This is a genomic window from Pacificibacter maritimus, assembly GCF_003814915.1.
Lineage (GTDB): Bacteria > Pseudomonadota > Alphaproteobacteria > Rhodobacterales > Rhodobacteraceae > Celeribacter > Celeribacter maritimus.
On the sequence record NZ_RKQK01000003.1, the window covers coordinates 347,389 to 372,192 of the forward strand.

The following is a 24,804-nucleotide window of genomic DNA, read 5'->3' on the forward strand; positions in this document are numbered from 1 at the left end:
GATGACATTGCGTTTGGCTATGACTCAAACATTCATGTCTTCGATTGATCGCAAATAGGCGCCAAGATCGCCACATCAGCAGACACCATCAAGCGGAGTAAAGCCTGATGGGGCATACAGGTGATGCGGTCTGCGGTCCCTAATGCGAATAATATCCAGCCAAGATCAGGGGATACGATCTTGGCTGGAATACGGTTAGCTGAGCGCTGCGCAAGCCTCGGCAATTTTGGCGCAAGCGGCTTCGATCTCTTCCATAGAGGTCGCAGTCGAGATGCGGAAATACGGTTCAAGCCCATAAGCGCCCCCATGCACTGAAGCAACGCCAGCAGTGTCGAGCAAGTAGAGGCCGAAATCCAAATCGTTTTCGATTTTTTTGCCCTCTGGTGTGGTCTTGCCAATGGCACCTGCACAGCATGGGTACAGATAGAATGCACCATCAGGCAGCGTGCATGTGAGTTCTGGAATTGCGTTGATCAATTCATGGGCACGGTCACGGCGCGCACGGTAAACTTCAACAGCCTCATCAACGCCAGATTGATCCGCGGTCAAAGCGTAAGCTGCAGCAGCTTGGCTGACCGATGATGGGCAAGATGACATTTGCGATTGCAATTTGTTGATCGCATTAACCAATTCTAACGGCCCAACTGCGTAGCCAATCCGCCAGCCTGTCATAGCATAGGATTTAGACACACCGTTTGACACAAGCGCTTGGTTTTTCAACTCAGGGCAAACGCCCAAGATGCTGCACACATCAAAGTCTGCGTACCAAATGCGGTCATAAATTTCGTCACACATCACCAAAACATGGGGGTGCTTGACCAAAACATCACCCAATGCGCGCAACTCGGCGGCCGTATATGCCGCACCTGTTGGATTGGATGGAGAATTCAAAATAACCCATTTTGTTGCTGGCGTGATTGACGCTTCAAGCACTTCAGGCGTCAATTTAAACCCAACATCTTCACCACATTTCACGATCACGGGCGTGCCGCCATTGGCGATAACCATATCAGGGTAAGACACCCAGTAAGGTGCAGGAATGATAACTTCGTCACCCTCTTGAACAGTGGCCATCAAGGCCACAAAAAGCACTTGTTTCGCGCCACCGCCCACACAAATTTCGTTGAGTTCACAATCAATGTTCAACCGCGTTTTATAGTCATGTTGAACAGCTTTACGCAGCGCTTCGGTTCCGTTTACGGATGTGTATTTCGTATCGCCAGCGTTGATCGCTTCGATCGCCGCATCTTTGATGGACTGTGGCGTGTCAAAATCTGGCTCGCCCACTGTAAGGTTCAAGATTTCGCGCCCCTGCGCTTTCAGATCACGCACTTTTTGTGCGGCTGCAGTCGAGGGAGAAACGCGAATACTGGTAACGCGGTCTGCGAGTTTAATAGAGGTCAAGGCCTTGCTCCTGATGTTATTGTGGACCCTTTGGCCCAATGTCTGCGCTAAGGCTTTCACCGCAGATCGGCGAAAGCCCTGTCGCATTCTTTATTTTTTACCCGTCAAGATAACTTCATCACCGACGCGTTTCCCTGTGCGCAAGCCGCCTGGAACTTGCAGCGTTGGCAAAAGTTCGATCATACCGATATTGACGCAATTCGGTGTACCGACTGCATATTCAACAGCATCTGCCACGTCCGATACCTGCGGCATTTCCATACCTTCAAAGTATTTCTCTTTAGCTTCTTCAGCGCTAATCTTTTCAACACGCGCGAAGATATCTGTTTCAACACGACCAGGTGAGATTTCGGTCACACGCACGCGACGACCAAAGGCATCAACGCGCAGTTGGCGTGACACAGTATGCATCGCAGCTTTGGTCGCGTGATAGGCGATGTGGCCGCCGAATTCATAAAGACCCGCCATGGACGTAATGTTGACGATATGACCTGAATCGCGCTCCATCATGCCAGGCAACAGCAAGCGGCATAGGTGCAAACCAGCACGCAGGTTCACGTCGATCTGTTCATCGATATCGAATTCATCTGATTGCAAAATACTGCCTGGGCGTGACACGCCAGCACAGTTCACCAAAACATCGATATCAAGGTCTTTGACCAGCTCTGTAATCGCGGCTGTATCTGTAACATCGATAGCATGTGGGATAACGCCGCAAAGTTCTTTTAGCTCATCCAGTTTTTCAGCATTGCGCCCGACAGCATGAACGACCAGCCCTTTAGCGCGAAGACGTTCTGCAATGCCCCACCCCATACCTGCGGATGCACCTGTAACCAGTGCCGTTTTGTATTCTGAAAATGCCATGTGAGTTTTCCTTTGTTGTCGCGTTCGTAAGCGTGGGTTTGTTATTGTTGTGACAAAGGCGTGATTGCCCCGCCCTGTTTGGTGATTTCGGCGCGCAGACGTGTCGCAAGGTCCACAGCGCCAGCTGTGTCGGAATGAATAAGAATAGAGTCGACAGGCATGGGAATGACCTGCCCTGTGGTTGTCGTAAGCTCCCCAGTTTTCAAAACCTCGACAACACGTTCGACCACTTGCGCGGGGTCATGAATGACAGCGCCTTCTTGCGATCTGGGGGCCAATTGACCGTTTGGCAGATAGCCCCGATCAGCCAAAAACAAGCGCACAACACGCGCGCCACGGTCCAAAGCTGCCGCCTCCATCGCGCTGCCAGGCAAAGCCAAAAAAGCGATTTCAGGATCGAAATCCATCGTGGCACCCACGACTGATTTGGCGACATCAGGATCGCAACTGGCCAGATTACCCAAAGCGCCATGTGGATTCATATGCGTGATTTGGTGATCAGCCCTGCGGGCCAATCCTTCAAGTGCACCCAGTTGGTAGAGGATATGCGATTCAAGTTCTGGCAGCGGCATGTCGATCTTGCGGCGTCCGAACCCCAAGAGGTCTGGAAAGCTGACATGCGCCCCCAAATCCACACCATGTTCTCGCGCCAACCGAATGGTGCGGTCCATGATCATGGGGTCGCCCGCATGATAACCGCAAGCCACATTGGCGGAACTGATGTGCTGCATCAAAGCTGCATCATCGGCCACAGTGTAGGCACCATAGCCCTCACCAAGATCGGAGTTTAGGTCGATTTTCATTTGGATACCTCAAGATTAAACACAACATCACCAAAGCCAAAAACAGTGCCGCTTTCAGGGGCTGCCTGCATCACACGACCCGCAACGGGGGCCCCGACAACAGCCCGCGCGACACCATATTCGATGTACCCGAGCGTATCGCCCGCTTGGACCTCTGTGTCGGTGCCAATCTCGGCCAAACCATCATCAACGCCCCGTGGCAAAAACCGACCAATGCAAGGGCTTTTCGCAGATTTGGTTTGAACTTGAACGGGCGCGGGTGCTTGGGACAAAGCGCTGGGATGCGCTTGATGTTCAAGGTCAAGTTGCAGTGATTGATCAGCGGATTTCACTTCAAGCGAGGACACACCATTGGCACGCATCGCATCGATAAGGCGATCAAGGTCAGCCTGTACAAACATATCAATTCCACCCCATCATCTGTTGGGTCATCGCGGCCAGATCTTTGCGATACTGGTCCATCAGTAGGTCTTCGTCTTTTGCGGCTTGAGCCGCCTCCGCGAGAGTCACTTTTTCAAATCGCAACCTGTCACTGGGACGCGCTTGCCCAATACGCCATAGATCTTGTTCGATCACGGCAGCGATCTTTGGGTAGCCGCCCATGGTCGCAGAATCTGCCAGCTGAACAATCGGCTGCCCTCCGCCAGGCACTTGCACGATCCCAGGAACGATACCGTGTGAGCGCAATTCACCCGTTGTTTGGCGATCAAGTTCAGTGCCTTCTAAACGATAGCCTTGACGGTTGCTTTGTGCCGTGACTGTGTAGGCTTCTGACCAAAATGCAGCCTGCGCGGTGGCGCTAAAACTGTCGTGTTCGGAAGATGGCACAGCGCGCAAAACAATATCTGTATCGCCCAAACGCTTCGGAGAGGGTAAAGCCAGACTTAGGCCCAGCTTGGGCAAAACAGGCATATCTGATGCGCAGGGTTCAAGCTGATCATTTGCCGCAAGGACACGCCCTTCAAAGCCGCCAAAATTTTCGCGTAGCTGAGTGCTGAAGGACCCAAGGATTTGCGGCACATTGATACCGCCTGCCAGTGCCAGATACACCTGAGCGCCGTTCGTGATTGGGCCAAGGTTAAGGGTTTGACCTGCCTCAGCAACACCTGCAAAAGCACGTGGCAAAATACGGTCATCTAGGTGCGCATCGCAGGCCCCACCAACCAAGGCAAAAGCACAGCGCTTAGTGAATTTAAACGACGCTGGGCTCAGAGGAATTTCCAGCGTCGCAGCTGTGGCATCATTGCCCAGCATCAGGTTTGCAAGACTATGCGCCATGCGGTTCATCGCGCCCGCGCGCCCCAAGCCTTGTTTCCAATACCCATCCCGTCCTAGGTCTTGGATCGTCGCCAAAGGTGGGAGTGAAACAACTTCAATCATGCGATCACCTCCTTAGGCAAAAAGCGAATTCTATCGCCTGGTTGCAACAACGCAGGCTGTGGTTTGTTGGGGTCGAAAAACGATACTTCAGCGCTGCCGATTGTGTTCCAACCGCTGGGCCCAGCCGATGCCGATACACCCGTTTGCAAGCCAGCAACGGACAAAGACCCACCGGGCAAGCGCGGCAAAGGCACTTTACGTCGTGGCGTTTCCAAGCGCGGATCAAGTCCGCCAAGGTAGCAATATCCTGCATGACTGCCGACGGCATAAACCGTGTAATCTGATGCGCTGTGCAATTTGATCACCTGATCGATTGTCATATCGGTCATCTGCGCAACTTCAGCCAGATGTGGCCCGCCTGAGCCGCCATATGTCAGATCGATCTCAAGCAATTTTCCATCGACCTCGTGCCGTTTCCCTGTATTCCAAAGATCACAAAGGTCGCGTTCGATACGGTCTAAATCTTGGGGTACGTGATCCAATAAAAGGGTCAAATTTGTCATGCCCGGAACAGATTCCAGCACACCGTCCCATGTTGATGCAGCATGTGTGAGCGCCCAAATGCGCTCTTGATGCGTCAAATCAAAGGGGCAATCGACTTCGAACAAAACAGCACGGCTGCCAATCATAGATAGTCTGGTGGCGCTCATGACTGGGCCTCCGTTTTGTTGTCTCGATTATCAAGCCAATGTTCGAGGTGGTGAATGCTCACGCCCCCTTTGGCAAAGCCTGCGTCTGCTAAAAGCGCGCGGTGCAAAAGGATATTGGTGCTGACGCCCTCAATTTTCATTTCAGCCAAAGCGCTGCGGGCACGTGCCAAAGCTTCGTCGCGGGTCGCGCCATGCGTGATGACTTTTGCCACCATAGAATCGTAACTCGCAGAAATTTTGGCCCCTGTCGCAATATGCGTATCGACGCGCACACCCGGCCCACCCGGAACATGCATTAAATCGACTGTGCCTGGGCTGGGCGCGAATGTATCGGGGTCTTCGGCATTGATACGGCATTCAAAAGAATGCCCTTCTGTGCGCACATCGGACTGCGCGAGCGTCAAGGCCGCGCCGCGTGCCACATCGATTTGCATAGCAACGATATCAAGACCCGTAACCATTTCTGTGACGGGATGTTCGACTTGAATCCGTGTGTTCATTTCGATGAAAAAGAACTCACCGTTTTCATACAAGAATTCGAACGTGCCAGCGCCAACATAGCCGATCTCACGACAAGACGCGGCACAACGTTCACCGATTTTGGCGATCAAGGCGCGGTCGATATCTGGAGCGGGAGCTTCCTCGATCATTTTCTGGTGGCGCCGCTGCATTGAACAATCACGATCGCCAAGCCACAAAGCTGTCCCGTGGGAATCTGAGATGACCTGAATTTCCACATGGCGCGGCTTCTCAAGAAACTTTTCCATGTAGATATCGGGGTTGTTGAAATAGCGCTGCGCCTCTTGCTTGGTCAGCATAAATGCATCCGCCAAAGCGCCCGCGGATTTCACAATCCGCATGCCACGCCCACCGCCACCACCTGCGGCTTTTAAGATAACGGGATAGCCGATCTCATTTGCGATGCGTGTTATCTCATCAATGTCGTTGGGCAACACACTATCAGGGCCCGGCACGCAAGGCACGCCGCTGGCGATCATCGCTGTTTTGGCTGCAACTTTGTCTCCCATACGGCGCATTACATCAGCACTCGGACCGATCAATGTCAGACCCGCATCAGCAACGGCTTGAGAAAAGTCAGCATTTTCAGATAGAAACCCGTATCCAGGATGGATCATATCCGCGCCAGTGATTTTAGCTGCCGCCAAGATGGCTGAGATATTTAGATAGCTTTTTGAGGCCGTGGCAGGCCCGACACAAATCGCATCATCGGCAAGATCCAGATAGGCGGCACCGCGATCTGCTTCGGAAAATGCGCAAACAGCGCGCAAGCCAAGACGGCGACAGGCACGAATGATGCGCAATGCAATTTCGCCACGGTTGGCGATGAGAACGGTGTTTTGTGATTGTGTCATGGCTGCACCTCGAACAGGGCTGTACCCGCGTCGACCTGATCTCCGTCTTCAACAAGAATGGCTTTTACTGTGCCCGCCTGTGTGGCGGTGATAGAGGTCATCACCTTCATCGCTTCGATCATGCACAGCGTTTGGCCCAGCTCGATTGTATCACCTTCGCGTACAAAGACTGTGCCGTCAGATTCGCTGCTCAAATGACAGCACCCTGCCATCGGCGCGTCGATTGTTGGCGTCTTTGTAGCGGTCGCTGTCTGCGCTGTATCGACGGTCGGTTGCGGACTGTAAGGCACTGCGCCCTGCCCTGAAGCCTGCGACGTCACGCTGCGACGAATGCTTAGATCTGTGTCTGCTGTGCTTGTGGAAAACTCGGACAACCCGCGCGCTGCGGCCCATTCCATTTGTGCAATTATGGCTTCGATTTCGATCGGCATAAAAAGCTGATCCCTGTTTTTTGTTTCGTATTGTCATTCTTGCTTAGCACCGTCGCTTCGCAATGATGTCAGATCGGTTTTAGATGACCGCGTTTTTTTTTCGATATGACATGCATTGGAAATGCCGATCACGTCAGAGGCAGGTGATCTTATGCGCCAGCAAAGGAATTGGCTAAATTGGGCAGGACGATTGCTGCAAACAGGCAGCGCAAAATACACGGAAAGTACACCTAAATGCCACATATCATTACGAAATTCGAACGCGCAGATCCCGCTGACGTGAAAGCACTGTCCAAATTTGGCAGCGCCACAATCCACGAAGCACAAGGGCGTTCGGGCGCACTGAGTTCACGCATCAAGCCAATTCACCGCGATATGCGCGTATGCGGTCCAGCTTTCACCGTTGTGTCTGCACCACGCGACAACTTGATGTTGCAACTTGCCATTCACTACGCAAAAGCGGGCGATGTAATCGTTGTATCTGGCGGTGCTTACGAAGAAGCGGGTAGCTTTGGCGATGTGTTGGGCAACGCATGTGTGGCCAAAGGGATTGCGGGCGTGGTGACGGACACTGGCGTGCGTGACACTCAAGAATTGATCGCATTGGGTCTGCCTGTGTTTTCACTATCCGTTTGCATCAAAGGCACGGTGAAAGAAACTTTGGGTCAAATTAACGGTGACATCATTGTTGAAGGCGAAACCATTCGTCCTGGTGATGTGATTTGCGGCGATGCAGATGGTCTGGTCATGGTGCGCAAAGAAGAAGCAGCACGCGCCGCGAAACTGTCACAAGAACGCGAAGACACAGAAGCCGATTTCATCGAAGCCTATAAATCAGGTCGCACAATCATCGACGTCTGTAACCTAGAAGCTGTATTGAAAGCCAAAGGCCTGACAACAGATTTGTAAAAAGAACCTCCCAGTTCCTCGTCACCTTTAAGCAGTTTTGGGTGACACCTTTACCGCTCGGGCTTGCCTCGAGCGGTTTTTTTATGGCCACACTGTAAGGGTAGAAAATGAAGTGGCGTTCTGCGGGACAGCCGCTGACACCAAGGTGTCACCAAAAGGTTCGACATAATTTCAGTCGCGAATTCTGTCATTTTCGACAATTTCGCGACTGAATTTTTTGACATAAAACCCACGTCTTTTCAAATGAACATGTGGTCTAAATGCGTAACATGATCGAAGTGAAAACAGGGTGCCGCAGGGCTTTAGGACCCAAAGCCATCGACGATATTTTGCACGATGTCGTCGACAGATTGATCAATATTCACCACCAGACCGCGTTCGTCAGGCTGCATAGGCTCCAGCGTATCAAGCTGAGTGGTAAGCAGTGAGGGTGGCATGTAGTGATCTTTGCGATCATTGAGCCGCGAAAGCAAAAGATCACGGTCACCTGACAGGTGAACGAAAGCCAATTCGGGCAAGTTTGACTTTGACCGCAAGTGATCGCGATAGACACGGCGCAACGCGGAGCAGCCCAAAATCAAGCCATCCGCGGCCTTGGAAAGCTCGCTTGCGCAGACATCAAGCCAAGGCCAACGATCTTCGTCAGTCAATGGCTGGCCTGAACTCATTTTATCAACATTCTCCTTTGGATGCAGATCATCTGCATCCAGATAACGAAACCCTGTGAGGTCAGACAAAGCCTGCCCCACAGTCGATTTTCCGCAGCCTGAAACCCCTGCGATCACAAGATGGCGTGTTTTAAAGTGAGACACTGATCGCCCCGTCTACATACAAACAATGCCCGTTCACAAAACTGGATGCCGGCGAGGATAGGAAAACACAAGCACCTACAAGTTCTTCAACCTTGCCCCAACGCGCCGCAGGGGTGCGTTTTTCAAGCCATGCAGAAAACTCAGGATCGGCAACAAGTGCTGCGTTCAACGGTGTATCGAAATAGCCAGGCGCGATGGCGTTACATTGCAACCCAAAACCCGCCCAATCTGTCGCCATGCCTTTGGTCAAATTCGCCACAGCGCCTTTTGTAGCTGTGTAAGGCGCGATACCAGGGCGCGCCAAGGCGGTCTGAACAGAACAAATGTTGATGATTTTTCCTGATTTGCGTTCAATCATATGGCGCGCAACAGCCTGCCCGACGTGAAAGACGGATGCGACATTTGTTTGCAGCAACATATCGAACTTATCGGCAGGAAAATCAGCCAAGGGCGTGCGGTGCTGCATGCCTGCGTTATTAACCAAAATATCAATCGCGCCGTGATTTGCCTCGAAATCATCAACAGCGACACGCACCGCATCGTGATCGGTTGCATCGAACGGCAGTGTCAAAACATCTGCATCGGGCACTTCTTTGATCAAATCAGCATGGGCTTGCTTTAATTTATCTGTGTTGCGCCCGTTTAGGACAATTGCTGCCCCTGCTTTGGCCAAACCCAACGCCAAGGCAAAACCAATTCCCTGTGACGATCCTGTCACCAAAGCACGGCGCCCCGTTAATCCAAAGGCGGTCTCAAGAAAATTATTTGGTGCAGACATTGCGGTTCTCCAGTTTGGTGTCGACAAGTTGTTTTCATGTACATATGTTATCGTTAACAATTCAAGTCAAGAAGAACCTCACATTGGTGACTCGCACGATATCCCAATGGGTCAGTTCTCACGTTCAGGAGACGACAGCATGACAAAACCGATCATTCTACAAATGGGCGCTTACCCAGAATGGGACGAGATCCCATTAAACGCGCAATATGATGTACGCCGCTACTTTGATGCAGCAGACAAAGACGCTTTCCTTGCTGAGCACGGCAAAGACATTCGTGCGATCGCAACACGCGGCGAACTGGGCGCAACACGCGCACACATCGAAGCTTGTCCGAATCTAGAGCTGATTTCAGTTTACGGCGTCGGCTATGATGCTGTTGATCTGCAAGCCTGCCGTGACCACGGTATTAAAGTGACAAATACACCCGATGTTTTATCCGCCGATGTCGCTGATTTGGCTGTTGCGATGATGCTTGCCAGTTCCAGAAAACTGGTCGAAGCGGATGCATGGGCACGCAGTGGCGACTGGGAGAAAAAGGGCGGATTCCCACTCAACCGCCGCGTTTGGGGGCGTCGCGCTGGCGTTCTGGGCCTTGGACGAATCGGTCACGAGATCGCCAAACGTCTTGCTGGATTTGATATGGATATCTCTTACTCTGGCTCTGCCCCAAAAGACTACGGCAGCGCTTGGACCTTTTATAAGTCCCCTATCGAACTCGCGCAAAACTGTGATTTCTTGTTTATCGCATGTTCTGCCTCAGCCGCCACGCGCCATATTGTAAACCAAGATGTGCTGAATGCTTTGGGCGAAGAAGGCACAGTAATCAACGTGTCGCGCGCGTCTAATATTGATGAAGACGCTTTGATCAAGTCATTGGAAACAGGCACCATTGCAGGGGCCGCCTTGGATGTTTTCGAAGGCGAACCTGCGCTCGATCCAAGGTTCAAAACCTTGTCCAACATCGTTCTTCAACCACACTGTGGTTCTGGCACATTTGAAACCCGCAAAGCGATGGGTGCCTTGGTGCGTGAAAACCTAGACTGCCATTTCGCAGGCCGCCCCCTCCCAACACAAGTGGAGCTATAATCATGAAAGCTGTTGTTATTCATGACAAAAAAGACCTTCGTATCGAAGAAAGCCCTACCATGCCGCTTGGCGCGGGCGAAGTGCGTTTGAAAACAGCTGTGGGCGGCGTGTGTGGGTCAGACCTGCATTATTACAATCACGGCGGATTCGGCACTGTGCGCCTCAAAGAACCGATGATCTTGGGTCATGAGGTCTCTGGCCATGTGGTTGAATGCGCGCCTGATGTGACTGGATTGAAAGTGGGCGATCTTGTTGCCCTTTCCCCCTCACGCCCTTGCGGTAATTGCAAATATTGCCACGAAGGCTTGGCAAACCAGTGTGAAAATATGCGTTTTTACGGATCGGCGATGCCTTTCCCGCACATTCAGGGTGCCTTTCGCCAAGACATTGTAGCGCTTGCGTCTCAATGTGTTGTCGCCAACGGGCTAAGCGCTGGCGAAGCGGCAATGGCCGAACCTTTGGCTGTAACATTGCACGGGGTTAAACGTGCGGGCGACATTTTGGGCAAGCGCGTTTTGGTCACGGGCTGTGGTCCGATCGGGCTTTTGTCCATCCTGTCTGCTCGCTACGCAGGCGCATCTGAAATCGTTGCCACAGACCTGAGTGATTTCACCTTGGATATGGCACGCAAAATCGGCGCTGACGTGACAATCAACACAGGCACAACCCCTGACGGATTGGAGACATATGCGCAGGGCAAAGGCACATTTGATGTCTTGATGGAATGTACTGGCGTTGCCGCGGCAATCGCACCTGCAATCGCCGCAATGCGCCCACGTGGCGTGGTCGTTCAGTTGGGTCTTGGTGGCGACATGGCCCTGCCTATGATGCAAGTCACCGCAAAAGAGCTGGATCTACGCGGCTCATTTCGGTTCCATGAAGAGTTTGCGACAGGTGTTTCAGCCATGCGTCAAGGGCGCATTAATGTGAAGCCGCTGATCACCCATGAGGTGACATTGGAAAACGCCGAGGATGCATTCAAGATCGCATCAGATCGACGCTCAGCGATCAAAACCCAAATCAAATTCACATAGAATGGTATCGCCAAAGGGAGAGCCAAAGAATGACACATAAACCTGAATATGGCCTAATCGGTTTGGGTACGATGGGCGCAGCCTTGGCGCTAAATATAGCAGAAAAAGGCAATAAAATCGCGGTCTATAACCGGACCACCAAAGTGACCGACGAATTCATTGCCGCAAGCGGTGCCTTGCGTGATCAATTGGTTGCAACTGCGTCTTTAAAAGATTTCGTCGCAGCCATCCAAGCCCCGCGCAAGATCATCTTGATGGTGCCTGCTGGCCCAATCGTAGACGCGCAAATAGAGGCCTTGGTTCCTTTGCTGGATGCGGACGATCTCATTATTGATGCGGGCAACGCACATTATGCAGATACCAACCGCCGCTTTAAAGAAGCAGAAACAGCCGCCTATAATTTCCTTGGAATAGGTGTATCTGGTGGCGAAGAAGGTGCGCGCCACGGTCCATCCATCATGGTAGGTGGCGCGCAATCTGATTGGGAGGCTGTCGCACCAGTTTTGCGCGCCATTTCCGCGAAATACGAAGACACGCCCTGTGCTGAACACATGGGGGCTGGCGGCGCTGGTCACTATGTAAAGATGGTGCACAACGGCATCGAATACGCAGACATGCAAATGATTGCAGAAGCCTACGCCGTTTTTCGCGATGGATTAGGCTGGACCAGCACACAAGTTGCTGAAGCTTTTGAACAGTGGAACACAGGCCCGCTGGCATCTTACTTGGTCGAGATTTCGGGGAAAGTATCGCGTGCTACAGATCCTGTGACAGGCAAGGCAATGCTTGATGTTATTCTCGATCAAGCGGGTCAAAAGGGCACAGGCCGTTGGACCGCGATCGAAGCACAGATGCTAGGTGTGCCTGTTCCAGTGATCGAAGCTGCTGTGGCTGCACGCAACCTTTCAGCCAAGCGCGACACGCGGATACAAGGTGCTGAACGTTTCGGCAGCCCACTGCAGCCTTTGACATCAGATGACATCACACCCGAAATGCTGGAAAAAGCGCTGACCGCGGGCAAGATCTTATGCTACGCGCAGGGGTTCGAAATGTTGGATGCTGCGTCTCGCCATTTTGAGTGGTCTTTACCCATGTCAAACATCGCACGCGTCTGGCGTGAGGGCTGTATCATCCGGTCTGATATGTTAGGGGATATGGCCGAAGCGCTGGACAAATCAAGCTCACAAAACTTGATTTTCTCTGCGCCCTTCTGTGACATGTTGATGGATTGCGAAAGCGCATTGCGTGCCACAGTCTTGGCTGCGACCAAAGCGGGTATTCCGGTTCCCGCACTGGCAGCTGGCCTATCATGGTTCGACACCATGCGCACCGCCCGCACGCCTGCAAATATGATCCAAGCGCAACGTGATTTCTTTGGCGCTCACGGATTTAAGCGACTTGATGATGTGGACGCACCGCATGGCCCTTGGGCCGCACAATAAAAAGCCTAGCTTATAAAAAGCAAAAGCCCTGATCGTGACACGCATCAGGGCTTTTGTGTTTTCAATATGCGGCAAAATTCGACTAGGCGGACAGTTCTTTGGCCAGTTCAACCAAGCGATCTTGCACCACAGAGGCAGCTTCAGATTGCGGCAATTGGGCAGAAACGCACACCGACATATTGACGGTCATATTGGGTTTATGAATCCGCAGACTTTGCGCTTCGGGAATGCGCCTTTGGACGGCTCTCGCAGCAGATTGTGGCAAGATCGTCGCGCATAACCCCTCACCGATGGCATTCGATAGCACCGAAATAGATTCCGTTTCCGCGATAGGCCGTTTGTTCAGTCCTGCGCGGGCCAAAGTTGTGTCGATCACTTGGCGAATGGTATGGATCTTACTTGGCAACATCAAAGGCGTGGCCAGTGCATCAGAAAGTTTGATTTCGGACGCCCCTTCAATCAATGCCTTATCAGCAGTTACAAAGTGCAATTCTTCTGTGCAAATGCGCTTAAATTTTAAGCTAGGCATATTGCCAGGATCAAAGAGCAAAGCGACATCCATTTTGCCCGTCATCACCAATTCACTCATGGCACCGCCGCCGACATTTTCGTTAATATACAAAACGATACCAGGATACTCTTGGTGAATGGTGTGAATCAGCTGCGCCGCCAATAACGACCCTAGCCCCAAGGGCGCAAGTCCAACACATACAACGCCCGAAATTTCTTCCGACGCGCTGGCGATTTCAAGTTCGGTTTGATCAAGTTGGCGCAAAATCAACTGACAATGGCGGTATAACACCTTGCCTGCTTCAGTCGGAACAACACCACGTTTGGAACGCAATAACAAAGGCTTACCAAAATGGGTTTCCAATGCCGCGATCTGTTGACTCAAGGCAGGCTGCGCGATGTGCAAAATAGCGGAAGCCCGTGTGATGCTGCCGATATCGACAATCTTCACGAATGCGTTGAACCGTCTGATATCCATCATAATCCCCTATTGTAAGTCGCCTGCGGCTCGCTACGATTGCAGGCGTTGCATGTCAAGAATATGTCGCCTTCATACTCAAACGCAATCATGTCAGACCAAAGCGGTCTTATTCAAGCCTGTTCCGAGTTGATAGCGTTTCCTAGCGCTAGGTTCCATTTTGAATCACCTCAGCGAATGTTGGACATCAGTACCAGCACAGCAAATAACCAACCTACAGGGAGATGTGTCATGACCATCTTTAAATCGATCGCCTTGAGTGCCGCCGCCGCAATTTCCTTTGCCAGCATCGCCTCAGCCGAAACCAAATTGAGCCTTTCAGACGTTTTGCCTGAAGGTAACTTCCAAGTCGAAAATGCCAAAGTCTTTGCAGATGCAGTCGCAAAAGCAACTGACGGAGAGGTCACGATTACCGTAAACGCAGCTGGATCCCTTGGCTTCAAAGGCCCTGATCAATTGGGCGCGGTGCGTGACGGTCTAGTCGATATGGCTGACATCAACATCAGTCAGCAAGTTGGCTTGAATCCATTGTTTGGCGCTGAAGGTGTACCCTTCTTGGTGAGCTCAATGGATGAGTTGAAAGAATACCATTCTTTCTTGCGTCCAGAGTTTGAAAAGCTCGCGGAACAATACAACCAAAAGATCCTCTACATGGTGCCCTCGCCTGCGCAATATGTTTACCTGAAAGTCGAAGTCGATGACATCGACGGCTTTAAAGGTATCCCAGTGCGCGGTGCCGATAAGAACACTGTAGAAATCGTGACAGCAGTTGGTATGGCTGGCGTTGTGATGCCTTGGGGCGAATTGATCCCAGCTTTGGCATCTGGTCGCGTTGATGGTGTTGCGACATCGGCAACCTCTGGTGTGGATGGCAAATTCTGGGAATTTCTCGACTACATCTACCCAACAAACCACACTTGGGGCTCAAACGCTGTGACCATCAACTTGGACACATGGAACGAAATTTCCGAAGAAGACCGCGCAGCCATCGAAGCTGTCGCAGCCGAACTTGAACCAACGTTCTGGGATGTGTCTCGCCAAGGCGATTTGGATTCCATCGCAACGATGACCGAAAACGGTATGACTTTGGTGCCACTGTCAGACGATCTTTTGGCGGAAATCACTGAAAAAGCGACAACTGTGCAAGAAGAATTCTTTGAGCGCGTTCCTGCCGCAAAACCCATTGTAGATGCCTACCTTGCGTCTAAATAAGATTGAATACTTATGACTGAAAACTTCAACGGATCACATACCACACAATCCGTCGGACTGCCTGCGGCCCTGCAAAGGGCCGCAGATGCAGTTTCACTGGCTGGCGGTTGGATTGCAGGACTTTGCATCATCGGCCTTACGCTATTGGTTCTAATCGATACGGGCCTAGCTGGGCTCAGCCGCATCTTGCCCTTCTTGCCCAACGGCACGGGCATCGGCTGGGAATATAGCGCTTATTTGATGGGGTCAGCATTTCTATTGGGGTCAGGCATGACCCTACGCGCAGGCTTGCAGTTGCGTGTGGAACTCACCCTATCGCCAAACAGAAAGCGCCTGACCCATGTGCTGGAAACTTTCTCAGCACTCTTGGGAACGGTGATCACTGGATCACTCACCATTTGGTTGTTCAACTTTACCAGCCGCACCTATGGATACGGCGAAGTCTCAGACAGTTTTACGCCTTTGTGGATCCCACAAGCCGTCCTGACACTCGGCGCGGGAGTTTTGGCATTTCAAATGTTCGCACGCCTTGTGACATGTCTGTCAGGCGGGTCGATCAACAACCCAGATTTGGGCGCAGGCACCGCGATCAAATAAACTTACACGTATGACTGGCGCAAAATCACGTGCCAAAAACCAATACTAGACTCTAAGGAAATACCATGGGCGCTATCGTCTCCAGCCTTTTCGGGCTTCTGTTTGGCACGCTCGCATCGGGCGCTTGGATCGGCATCTCCTTGCTGACTACAGCCATCGGACTTGCACTGATTTTCACAGGCATCCCTGTCGACAAGTTGTTCCCACAATATGTGTTCAACATTCTAACCACGCCCGATCTTGTTGCTTTGCCTTTGTTTATTTTGATGGGCGAGTTTCTATTTCGCACTCGCCTCTCTCAGTCTCTGTTTTCGGGTCTGGCGCCATGGGCGGGCCTATTGCCCGGACGTTTGCTGCACGTCAATATCGTAGGCTGTTCCATTTTCGCAGCGATTTCAGGATCATCTGCTGCGACCACTCAGGTCGTTGGGCGCATGACCTTGAAAGAGCTTTTAAAGCGCGGCTACGACCCTGAGCTCGCAATCGGCGGCTTGGCTGGCGCGGGGACTTTGGGCTTCTTGATCCCGCCTTCGACAGTGATGATCATGTACGGCGTCTTGGCCAACGAATCTGTTTTGCGCTTGTTCACCGCCGGCTTTATTCCCGGTCTCTTGCTGTCTTTGGCCTTTGCCAGCTACATCATGATCCGCACCACTCTTAAACCAAGCTTGATCCCCGAAAGCGAACGCGCCTTGCGCCACATGCCCTTGAGCAAACGCTTTGCTGCGCTCAAAGAACTGGCGCCTGTGCTGTTCCTAATCCTATGTGTTTTGGGCTCTATGTACGGCGGCATCGCCACCCCATCCGAGGCTGCTGCTTTGGGTGTGTTAGGCGCATTCCTAGTGTCTTGGTCCCAAGGGTCGATTTCACTGCGCGTGTTGCGTGATGTTGTTTTGGGCGCAGTTCAAACATGTTCGGTTATGGGTATCATCATTCTCGGCGCGTCTGTTTTAGGCAATATCACATCGACACTCGGCATCCCTGCAGCAGTTGCAAATGTTGTGACAGCATTGGACCTTGCGCCGATCCTATTGATCATCGCTTTGATCGCTTTATACCTTGTGCTCGGGACAGTTCTGGAAGGCTTTTCGATGATCGCGACCACCCTTCCCGTGGTTCTGCCCTTGGTTGAAGCGGCTGGTTTTGACAAAGTCTGGTTCGGTATATTTATGGTGCTCGTGGTCGAGATGGCGCAGATTACACCCCCTGTGGCCTTTAACTTTGCCATCATCCAAAACATCACAGGACGCAGCACAAGCTATATTGCGCGTGTGACATTTCCATTCTTGGTGATCATGATCATGTTCGTGATCTTGCTGGCACTTTTCCCACAGATCGTAACGTTTTTCCCTGATTTGATCTTGGGCTAAACACTATCCATACATCACAAAACAAATGGCGCGCCCTAAGGCGCGCCATTTTACGCTTAACGATGATCGCTTTTTATGCGCCCCGTAGATCCAACTGAACCTTGATTGCAGCTTCTCTGTTCGAGGCCATTTTAAAGGCCTCTAACGCGTCCTCCATCGGATAGACTTGCGTCACCATCGGTGAAACATCTATCTTTCCGCTATTGATAAGCGCGACGGCCTCTGCAAACTCTGGATGGAAACGATGGGTGCCAACAAAGCGAATTTCCTTACCAACAATCGCGTTCACAGGCAGGCTTAGATTGCCCGCCACGCCCACTTGCACAATCCAACCACGCGGACGCACGACATCAATCGCACTGCGAATTGCAGGCTCAGCCGCCGAGCATTCAAACACCACGTCGAAACCTCCATTTTCGCCTGCGTAGTCTGCAAGCGCATCGGGAGAGGACGCGATATTGATACTTTGGGTTGCGCCCATTTCAAGCGCTTTGCTTAACGTGAAATCAAACAGATCGGTCACAATAATAGCAGCAGCGCCTTGGAGCGCGGTCACAGCGCAGCACAGCGCGCCGATCGGCCCTGCTCCCGTGACCAAAACCTTTTTACCTTTCAGGCTGCCCACTTGACTGGCGGCATGCAAACACACAGCCAAAGGTTCCGCACAGGCGGCACTCGATAGCGAGGTATCTGGGTCAACTTTAAAACACTGATCAACTGTGGCAAGCATCTGATTGCGCATCCCGCCTTGGACATGTGGCACGGTGCGCGCTGACCCAAGAAAACGCATATTTTTGCAATGCTGAAACTGTTCGAGATTGCAAAACTCGCAACTGTGACACGGCTGACTGGGGCAAACCGCAACGCGGTCGCCTGCGACCAGCGTCGAGACATTGCGCCCCACCGCCAACACGGTTCCTGACACCTCATGCCCAACAATGATAGGTTCGGTCACCCGAATTGTGCCAACGCCCCCGTCATGAAAGTAATGCAGATCAGAGCCACAAATTCCGCCATGAGACATGCCAAGCACGACTGTGTCGTCCGACACCTGCGGGGGCTCAATGGCATCGATCCTTAGATCATGTTTGGCGTGTAGAACACAAGCTTTTACGGACAAATCGTATCTCCTAGGGTAGTAGAACTGATGGCAACCAAGTTGCGATTGCGGGAACGTAAGACACCAACAGCAACACGCCGATATTGGTCAAAATGAACGGCGTAATAGCTTTCACAACGGGCGTCAGCGGCAATCTTGCGATGCCCGCGCAAACGAACAAACAGACACCCAACGGGGGGGTCGTCAAGCCGATCATCAAATTCAAAACAGCAAATGTAGCAAAGTGCAGTGGATCGATTCCGACAGATACAGCCAAGGTAAGAAGCGGCACAAACAAGATGATCAAAGCGGCAATCGTTTCCATAAACATACCGATGATCAGCAACAAAATGTTGACCATCAAAATGATCAAGAACTTGTTGTCGGTTACAGACAAGACGCCAGCGGCTATCGCTTGTGGAATGCGTTCAGACACCAAGATCCAGCCAAAAACATTGGCGAACCCGACCAAGATCAAAATTCCAGAAGCAGACACAGCACTGTCGACCATGATTTTGGGAATTTTGCGAATGGGCAATTCACGATAGATGAGTAACCCGACAAACATCGCGTACACACTGGCAACCACAGCTGTTTCTGTCGGTGTCGCGATACCGCTCAGCAACCCGTACAAAATAATGCCAGTCATCGCTATCGCCCAAAAAGCACCTGCGAAAGACCGAGCAATTTCACGGAACCCCTGCCACTCTTGTTTGGGAAAGTTCTTTTTTCGTGCGATAACATAGGTCGTTACCATCATTGCCACGCCCATCAAAACACCAGGAATAGCGCCCGCAAGAAACATCTTGCCCACGGAAATACCCGACAAAGCGCCCACGATAATCATCGGCACGCTGGGCGGAATGATGGGACCAACAGTTGAGGATGCCGCGGTCACCGCCGCAGAAAAATCGGCTGGGTAGCCTGCTTTTTTCATGCCTGGAATCATCACGCTACCGATAGATGCAGCGTCGGCCACGGCTGTGCCTGTGATGCCGCCAAACAACATTGACGCACCCACATTGGTCAACCCCAATCCGCCCCGTATCCAGCCCACCAACGCATTGGCAAAACGGATAATGCGCTCGGTGATTCCGCCGCTGTTCATCAGGTTTCCTGCTAAGATAAAGCCCGGAATACTCAGCAAAACAAACACGTCCATTCCCGCATACATTTTTTGTGGCATGACGACAACGGGGATGCCCATGGTGATCAAATAGCTTAACGAGGCGAGGCCAAGTGTGATTGCCACAGGGATGCCAACGACAAGGCCAAAAATAAAGACAGAGATCAGTATTAGCAGGCCCATTAGCTCAACTCCTCACGGGCATCAGCGCGCCCGTCATGCTTTAGAAAAATCATTTTGTAGGCGCGCAATGCAGCAAAAACAAAAAGCACGCAAAGTAGCAAAAATATGGAAAAGTGAACGAGATCCATACGCAGGCCCATTGCAGGCGATGTCTGAAAAGCACCGATTGAAACGTATTTCCAAGCGGGGGCTATTAAGATTGCGCACAAGAGCGCCGTCGCCAGCGCAGACAGCAAACGTAAGCGCCTAGGCCAACGGCGTGGAAGGGCTTCACAAACAATGTCGACATTCACAAGATCACCCGAGCGCAAGGACAGCCCAGCGCCAAACGCAACGAGGTACAACATTGCGTATCGCGTGAGTTCTTCGGTCCAAATAGGCGAGGCATCAAGTGTGCGAAAGATAACTTGCGTCAGGACTGCTGCGATCAAAACAAGAAACGACAGACCAACACCTAATCTGCACAACGTGAATATAAAACTCTCTACTTTTTTCATAACGCCGCCTATCGAGTGTATTTTAAATAAGCTGCCGGATTAGATCCGGCAGCTTTCTGGGAAGAACAGGAATGATCGCTTAGTTCGCGAATAGGTCTTCGACGATTGGCTTAATCTCATCCGAGACATTGGCCAAAACCGCATCCTTGGCTGCGGCTTGGAAGGCTGCGCCATCGACATCAACAAAGGTCATACCTTTTTCTTCAAGGTAAGCTTGGTCATTGGCGAGGCTTTCCAGCAAAAGATCACGCTCATAGGCTTGTGCTGTTGCTGCAGCTTCCATGACAGCGCTTTGATCTTCGGCTGACAATTTTGCCCATGTGGATTCAGCAATCGTCAGATAAATCCATGACCGCACATGTTCCGTTTGGTTCACATAGCCTTGCACTTCGTTAAAGTTCGCAGAGCGGATCAAAGCGAGCGGGTTTTCTTGCCCGTCGATTACACCGCTTTGCAGTGACGTAAAGACCTCGGAAAATGCCATCGGTGTGGGTGATGCGCCTAGTGCTTGCCAAACATCAACGAAAAGTGGCACATTTGGCACCCGCATTTTCATACCATCCAAATCAGCGGGCGTGGTAATTGCACGTTGCGATGTCAGATTACGCGGACCGCGTGCAAAAAATGCAATCGGGCGCACGCGCGATTTTTCGATGATCTGCGCTTCGATGTCATCACCGATGGGACCGCTGGCGACTTCATCCATATGCTCCAACGAACGATAGGCATACGGGACAGCCAAAAGTGCGGCCATAGGCGCCCAGTTTTGCAAGCTTTCACCCGTGATGGTCATATCCACAGTGCCAAGTTGCATCCCGTTGATCAGATCAATCTCTTTGCCCAATGATTCATTTGGAAAGACTTCAACCGCAATACGGCCCTCAGTCAGTGTGTTAAGTTCCTCCCCGAACTTAACAGCAGCAAGGTGCCATGAATTGTCTTCATTGGCCAAATGACCAAGTTTCAGCGTGACCTCTTGGCTGAACGCTGCAGTGCCTGCCATGATCGTCATACAGCCAACCGCTGCGAGTGTTGTAAGTTTGGTAAAAAGCCTCATTGTCTTCTCCTCCTAGAGTTTTGGGGCTACGTATCGCGCGGACTCCCGGGCGAGTTTTCGAAGTATTCAGGATAAATTTCGTGAACCTTCGGAAGTGATTTCAGAATTTCACGCAGGTGGGATCGCATCGCCTCTTCGGCTGCTTTCACATCTTGTTGCTCGATAAGATCGACAACCTGCTCATGTTGTTTCACCAAGGTAATGCTGGGAAATTCTTCAAACGTCATAAAGCGCACGCGATCCATCTGCGATTTGATCGCCTCTAAATAATCCCACGCCCGCGCCACACCTGCGGCCTGCGCGAGACTGCGATGAAAGCGCTCATCCAATTCGATGAATTGCAATGGGGATCCAGATGCAGCCTTATATTGATCTGCAATTTCTTGACGCAAATTCGCCACCAGTTCAGCATTGGGGCGAGACGCCAACTGCCGAATAATGTCGGCTTCTACGGCCTCACGCACAAATCGCGCGTTAAGTACGGCTTCGTAGTCGATTTTCTTCACAAAGGTGCCGCGCTGCGGGCGAATTTCCAAAAGCCCCTCATCCACCAAGGTGATAAATGCTTCTCGCACGGGCTGACGACTAACACCATATTCCTTTGCCAACTCAGGCTCAGACAAACGGCTCATAGGCTTAAGATTATTGCGAATAATGCGACTGCGCAGAACGACACGCAACTGCGGGCTGACGGCCTTTTGTTGGTCCAGCTTCCATGCATCTATATCGATCAATTCCAACAAAGCTTCGTCTCCTCGTGTTGATAAAATTTATAACCACCCACTTCCATACAAGTCAACACAATGTTATACTAAAGGTAGAGAATATAATTTTACCATTCAATATCAGAGACTAAGAAGATCGGGAGGCGAATATGAAACGCACTTGGAGATGGTTCGGCCCACATGACACGGTTTCAATCGATGACATGTTGCAAGCTGGAGTCGAAGCAGTTGTGACCGCTTTGCATCACCTACCCAACGGCGCAGTCTGGACAAAAGACGAGATCAAGTTACGCCAAGAAATGTTGAACCAAGGGTCAGGAAATCAACGACCAAACCTATCTTGGGATGTTGTCGAAAGCCTGCCAGTGTCCGAAGATATCAAACGCCAAACAGGTGATTGGCGCAGCCACATCGAAAATTACAAGCAAAGCATCCGCAACCTCGCAGACTGCGGAATTTTCACGATTTGCTACAACTTCATGCCTGTACTTGATTGGACCCGAACCAATCTTAGCCACGAATTGCCAAACGGCGCAAAATGTATGCGCTTTGATCTGATCGATTTCGTTGTTTTCGACATTCATATTTTACAGCGTGAGGATGCGGACAAAGACTATCCAACGGATGTTATCCAAGCAGCGGAGACACGCGCCAAGACTATGACTGCGGCAGATTGCACAGAGCTGCAAAACAATATTATTTGCGGCCTGCCCGGTGCAGAGGAAGGGTATTCCTTGGCAGACCTGCGTCAAAACCTCGACGCATATTCAAAGATCGACGACGAAACTTTGCGCAAACATCAGTATGAGTTTCTTCGCGAAATTGTGCCTCTCTCTGAAGAACTGGGGGTGAAACTCTGTTGTCACCCTGACGACCCTCCCTTCCCGCTTTTGGGCTTGCCGCGCGTTATGTCGACAGAAGCTGACTTTGAACGTTTGATCCGTACAGTGGATTCACCAGCCAACGGCATCACTTTGTGCAGCGGTTCGCTGGGCGTGCGCGGCGACAATGATTTGAGTGGTATGATGGATCGGCTCGGGCATCGCGTTCACTTTATCCATCTGCGCAACGTCGCACGCGAGTCTGAAAATATCGTCGGGTCCTTTCACGAAGCGGCACACCTAGAAGGCGCGACAGATATGGTGGCGTTGATCGCATCAATTTTGGCTGAAGAAAAACGGCGCAAAGCGGAGGGTCGCACCGATTGCAACATCCCGTTTAGACCTGACCACGGCCAAGACATTTTGAGTGACCTACGCGTCAACGGGCAACCTGGTTACCCCGCTGTCGGCCGCCTAAAAGGCTTAGCGGAACTTCGCGGTATCATCGCAGCACTTTCACATCCAAAGGTGAGCCAATGAACCTGCTTTCAAATGCCACATTAGCGTCGATCAAGGACACAGACCTAACCCCAAAATATGATCGCAGCGCGCATAAAGTCGGGATCGTTCATCTTGGCTTGGGTGCATTTCACAAGGCGCACCAAGCGGTTTATACCGACAGCGTTTTGGCACAGACGGGTGGCGATTGGATGATTGCAGGCATCTCGATGCGCAACAATCAAACGGCTGCTGACATTACAGCCCAAGATGGGCTGTATACAGTTATCGAAAAAGCCAGCGACACAGACCATGCGCGCGTTGTCGGCAGCATCGCACAAGCGCTCTGCGCCAATGACACGCCTGATCAGGTGTTGGCTATCCTGTGCGATCCCGCCACCAAGATCGTCACAACAACAGTCACGGAAAAAGGGTATGGCATCGACCGTGAAACAGGGGAAATCGACGTAAAAAATCCTGTGGTAGCACAAGACAAAACGCGACAAGAGCCGCCTAGGGGCGTACTTGGATTGATTGTCGCAGCGCTTCAAAATCGGCGCGCACTCAGCCTTGCGCCCTTTACTGTCTTGTGTTGCGATAACCTACCGCACAATGGCGCATTCTTGAAATCAGGTGTCGTGAGCTTTGCCCGACACGTCGATCCTGAGCTTGCGGAATGGATATCTGACAACGTTGCCTTTCCCTCGACAATGGTCGACCGAATAACACCTGCGCAATCCTCTGACACACTTGCAAGCGCACAAGCCTGCTTGCGTTTAATCGACACTCAAGCGATCGAAACTGAACCTTTTCATCAATGGATCATTGAAGATAATTTTCCAGCGGGCCGGCCCAATTGGGATCTTGCTGGGGCGATCTTTACCGATGACGTAGAGCCGTTTGAAATGATGAAGCTCAGATTGCTCAACGGCAGCCACTCATTGATCGCCTATGCTGGCGCTCTAAAAGGTCACAAATTTGTTCGAGACGTGATGAACGATGACACACTTTTGCGCCTTGTCCAAAAACACATGACATCAGCAGCAGCCACTTTGGCGCCGATTGAGGGCATAAACTTCACGCAATACGCTCTCGATCTTATTGCTCGATTTAAGAACCCGAACATCGCGCATGAAACACTGCAAATCGCGACGGACGGATCGCAAAAAATGCCGCAACGCATATTTGCGCCCGCTGTCGAAGCGTTGAACGCCGATAAATCCATCGCTCCCTTCGCCTTTGCAACAGCCTGCTGGCTCTGGTTTTGTCGTGGTGGTGACACTGCGACTTTGGGCCATCCCCTTCTCGACCCGAAGTCAGATGAATTGTCCCGCATTTGCAGCGCCGAAACACCTGACGAAATCATCAACGGACTGTTCGATTTAGACGGGCTATTGCCACAAGACCTGCGTAGATCTGATATCTGGCGCAATGAGTTGCGCGACTGTCTAAATCAGCTGTTCGCGGAGGGATTCGACAACCTTTGTGAAGCTGTCGCCAATCAATAATATGTGACGTCGGCGGCCCTCACCCGGGCCGCCGCATAGGCGGATCCGATCAAGAATATCAGTTGCGAACATCACAGGCAGTGCAGCCAGTTGATGCGCACTGCATGTCCCCCAAAATGCAAACCATGCAGAACAAATCAACGCCGACTATAG

Annotated in this window: 25 protein-coding genes; 9 read left to right on the plus strand and 16 right to left on the minus strand. The window is 51.6% G+C overall.

The window, feature by feature from the left end:
- Nucleotides 1-195 precede the first annotated feature (195 nt).
- The 8 genes from EDD53_RS10950 to EDD53_RS10985 form a co-directional block, all read right to left on the minus strand.
- Nucleotides 196-1,404: an aspartate transaminase gene (locus tag EDD53_RS10950; protein WP_123793285.1), complete on the minus strand. Its 1,209-nt coding sequence runs from the start codon at nt 1,402-1,404 to the stop codon at nt 196-198.
- 90 nt (nt 1,405-1,494) lie between these two features.
- The gene (locus EDD53_RS10955) at nt 1,495-2,268 is read right to left on the minus strand and encodes an SDR family oxidoreductase (RefSeq protein WP_123793286.1); all 774 of its coding nucleotides are present in this window, start codon (nt 2,266-2,268) and stop codon (nt 1,495-1,497) included.
- Nucleotides 2,269-2,309: 41 nt separating this feature from the next.
- Nucleotides 2,310-3,071: a LamB/YcsF family protein gene (locus EDD53_RS10960; RefSeq protein WP_123793287.1), complete on the minus strand. Its 762-nt coding sequence runs from the start codon at nt 3,069-3,071 to the stop codon at nt 2,310-2,312.
- Nucleotides 3,068-3,472: a hypothetical protein gene (locus EDD53_RS10965; RefSeq protein ID WP_123793288.1), complete on the minus strand. Its 405-nt coding sequence runs from the start codon at nt 3,470-3,472 to the stop codon at nt 3,068-3,070. Before EDD53_RS10965 ends, EDD53_RS10960 begins: the two co-directional genes overlap by 4 nt.
- 1 nt (nt 3,473) lies before the next feature.
- A complete protein-coding gene (locus EDD53_RS10970; protein WP_123793289.1) occupies nt 3,474-4,451 on the minus strand; it encodes a 5-oxoprolinase subunit C family protein in 978 nt (325 codons plus the stop codon).
- Nucleotides 4,448-5,101 (minus strand): 5-oxoprolinase subunit PxpB, encoded by a 654-nt coding sequence (pxpB, locus tag EDD53_RS10975; RefSeq protein WP_123793290.1) that lies wholly within the window; start codon nt 5,099-5,101, stop codon nt 4,448-4,450. The genes EDD53_RS10970 and pxpB overlap by 4 nt, the downstream gene beginning before the upstream one ends.
- Nucleotides 5,098-6,474: an acetyl-CoA carboxylase biotin carboxylase subunit gene (gene accC, locus EDD53_RS10980; protein WP_123793291.1), complete on the minus strand. Its 1,377-nt coding sequence runs from the start codon at nt 6,472-6,474 to the stop codon at nt 5,098-5,100. The genes pxpB and accC overlap by 4 nt, the downstream gene beginning before the upstream one ends.
- Entirely contained in the window at nt 6,471-6,905 is a 435-nt protein-coding gene (locus EDD53_RS10985) for an acetyl-CoA carboxylase biotin carboxyl carrier protein (protein ID WP_123793292.1), read from the minus strand. Before EDD53_RS10985 ends, accC begins: the two co-directional genes overlap by 4 nt.
- 234 nt (nt 6,906-7,139) lie before the next feature.
- Here EDD53_RS10985 and EDD53_RS10990 point away from each other — a divergent pair, with 234 nt between their 5' ends.
- Nucleotides 7,140-7,814 carry a 4-carboxy-4-hydroxy-2-oxoadipate aldolase/oxaloacetate decarboxylase gene (locus tag EDD53_RS10990; protein WP_123793293.1) on the plus strand — a complete coding sequence of 225 codons (675 nt, stop codon included), beginning with the start codon at nt 7,140-7,142 and terminating at the stop codon, nt 7,812-7,814.
- Nucleotides 7,815-8,116: 302 nt separating this feature from the next.
- Here EDD53_RS10990 and EDD53_RS10995 read toward each other — a convergent pair whose 3' ends face one another.
- Entirely contained in the window at nt 8,117-8,626 is a 510-nt protein-coding gene (locus EDD53_RS10995; RefSeq protein ID WP_211331615.1) for a gluconokinase, read from the minus strand.
- On the minus strand, nt 8,613-9,404 hold the full coding sequence (locus tag EDD53_RS11000; protein WP_123793294.1) for an SDR family oxidoreductase: 792 nt from the start codon (nt 9,402-9,404) through the stop codon (nt 8,613-8,615). The genes EDD53_RS10995 and EDD53_RS11000 overlap by 14 nt, the downstream gene beginning before the upstream one ends.
- 139 nt (nt 9,405-9,543) lie before the next feature.
- On the opposite strand from EDD53_RS11000, the gene EDD53_RS11005 reads away from it, so the two are divergent.
- From EDD53_RS11005 to gndA, 3 genes are read left to right on the plus strand one after another with little or no spacing between them, the layout of a single operon-like run.
- Nucleotides 9,544-10,494 carry a 2-hydroxyacid dehydrogenase gene (locus tag EDD53_RS11005; protein ID WP_123793295.1) on the plus strand — a complete coding sequence of 317 codons (951 nt, stop codon included), beginning with the start codon at nt 9,544-9,546 and terminating at the stop codon, nt 10,492-10,494.
- Between the two features lie 2 nt (nt 10,495-10,496).
- Nucleotides 10,497-11,528 carry an L-idonate 5-dehydrogenase gene (locus EDD53_RS11010; protein WP_123793296.1) on the plus strand — a complete coding sequence of 344 codons (1,032 nt, stop codon included), beginning with the start codon at nt 10,497-10,499 and terminating at the stop codon, nt 11,526-11,528.
- Between the two features lie 29 nt (nt 11,529-11,557).
- Complete coding sequence (gene gndA / locus EDD53_RS11015; RefSeq protein ID WP_123793297.1) at nt 11,558-12,970, plus strand: NADP-dependent phosphogluconate dehydrogenase; 1,413 nt, start codon at nt 11,558-11,560, stop codon at nt 12,968-12,970.
- An 82-nt stretch (nt 12,971-13,052) separates the two neighbouring features.
- On the opposite strand, the gene EDD53_RS11020 is transcribed toward gndA, so the two are convergent.
- Nucleotides 13,053-13,958, minus strand: a complete 906-nt coding sequence (locus tag EDD53_RS11020; RefSeq protein ID WP_123793298.1) for a LysR substrate-binding domain-containing protein — start codon at nt 13,956-13,958, stop codon at nt 13,053-13,055.
- A gap of 231 nt (nt 13,959-14,189) precedes the next feature.
- Here EDD53_RS11020 and EDD53_RS11025 point away from each other — a divergent pair, with 231 nt between their 5' ends.
- The 3 genes from EDD53_RS11025 (at nt 14,190) to EDD53_RS11035 (ending at nt 17,137) form a co-directional block, all read left to right on the plus strand.
- On the plus strand, nt 14,190-15,170 hold the full coding sequence (locus EDD53_RS11025; protein WP_123793299.1) for a TRAP transporter substrate-binding protein: 981 nt from the start codon (nt 14,190-14,192) through the stop codon (nt 15,168-15,170).
- Between the two features lie 12 nt (nt 15,171-15,182).
- Nucleotides 15,183-15,767, plus strand: a complete 585-nt coding sequence (locus EDD53_RS11030; RefSeq protein ID WP_123793300.1) for a TRAP transporter small permease subunit — start codon at nt 15,183-15,185, stop codon at nt 15,765-15,767.
- A gap of 65 nt (nt 15,768-15,832) precedes the next feature.
- Nucleotides 15,833-17,137 (plus strand): TRAP transporter large permease, encoded by a 1,305-nt coding sequence (locus EDD53_RS11035; protein ID WP_123793301.1) that lies wholly within the window; start codon nt 15,833-15,835, stop codon nt 17,135-17,137.
- A 73-nt stretch (nt 17,138-17,210) separates the two neighbouring features.
- Here EDD53_RS11035 and EDD53_RS11040 read toward each other — a convergent pair whose 3' ends face one another.
- From EDD53_RS11040 to EDD53_RS11060, 5 genes are all read right to left on the minus strand, one after another.
- Entirely contained in the window at nt 17,211-18,257 is a 1,047-nt protein-coding gene (locus EDD53_RS11040; protein WP_123793302.1) for an L-idonate 5-dehydrogenase, read from the minus strand.
- Nucleotides 18,258-18,267: 10 nt separating this feature from the next.
- Nucleotides 18,268-19,545 carry a TRAP transporter large permease gene (locus tag EDD53_RS11045; RefSeq protein WP_123793303.1) on the minus strand — a complete coding sequence of 426 codons (1,278 nt, stop codon included), beginning with the start codon at nt 19,543-19,545 and terminating at the stop codon, nt 18,268-18,270.
- On the minus strand, nt 19,545-20,042 hold the full coding sequence (locus EDD53_RS11050; RefSeq protein ID WP_123793304.1) for a TRAP transporter small permease: 498 nt from the start codon (nt 20,040-20,042) through the stop codon (nt 19,545-19,547). The genes EDD53_RS11045 and EDD53_RS11050 overlap by 1 nt, the downstream gene beginning before the upstream one ends.
- 79 nt (nt 20,043-20,121) lie before the next feature.
- Nucleotides 20,122-21,099: a TRAP transporter substrate-binding protein gene (locus EDD53_RS11055; RefSeq protein WP_123793305.1), complete on the minus strand. Its 978-nt coding sequence runs from the start codon at nt 21,097-21,099 to the stop codon at nt 20,122-20,124.
- Nucleotides 21,100-21,125: 26 nt separating this feature from the next.
- Entirely contained in the window at nt 21,126-21,842 is a 717-nt protein-coding gene (locus tag EDD53_RS11060; protein WP_246002361.1) for a GntR family transcriptional regulator, read from the minus strand.
- A 131-nt stretch (nt 21,843-21,973) separates the two neighbouring features.
- On the opposite strand from EDD53_RS11060, the gene uxuA reads away from it, so the two are divergent.
- Nucleotides 21,974-23,185: a mannonate dehydratase gene (gene uxuA / locus EDD53_RS11065; protein ID WP_123793306.1), complete on the plus strand. Its 1,212-nt coding sequence runs from the start codon at nt 21,974-21,976 to the stop codon at nt 23,183-23,185.
- The gene (locus EDD53_RS11070) at nt 23,182-24,651 is read left to right on the plus strand and encodes a mannitol dehydrogenase family protein (protein ID WP_123793307.1); all 1,470 of its coding nucleotides are present in this window, start codon (nt 23,182-23,184) and stop codon (nt 24,649-24,651) included. Before uxuA ends, EDD53_RS11070 begins: the two co-directional genes overlap by 4 nt.
- Nucleotides 24,652-24,804: the final 153 nt, after the last annotated feature.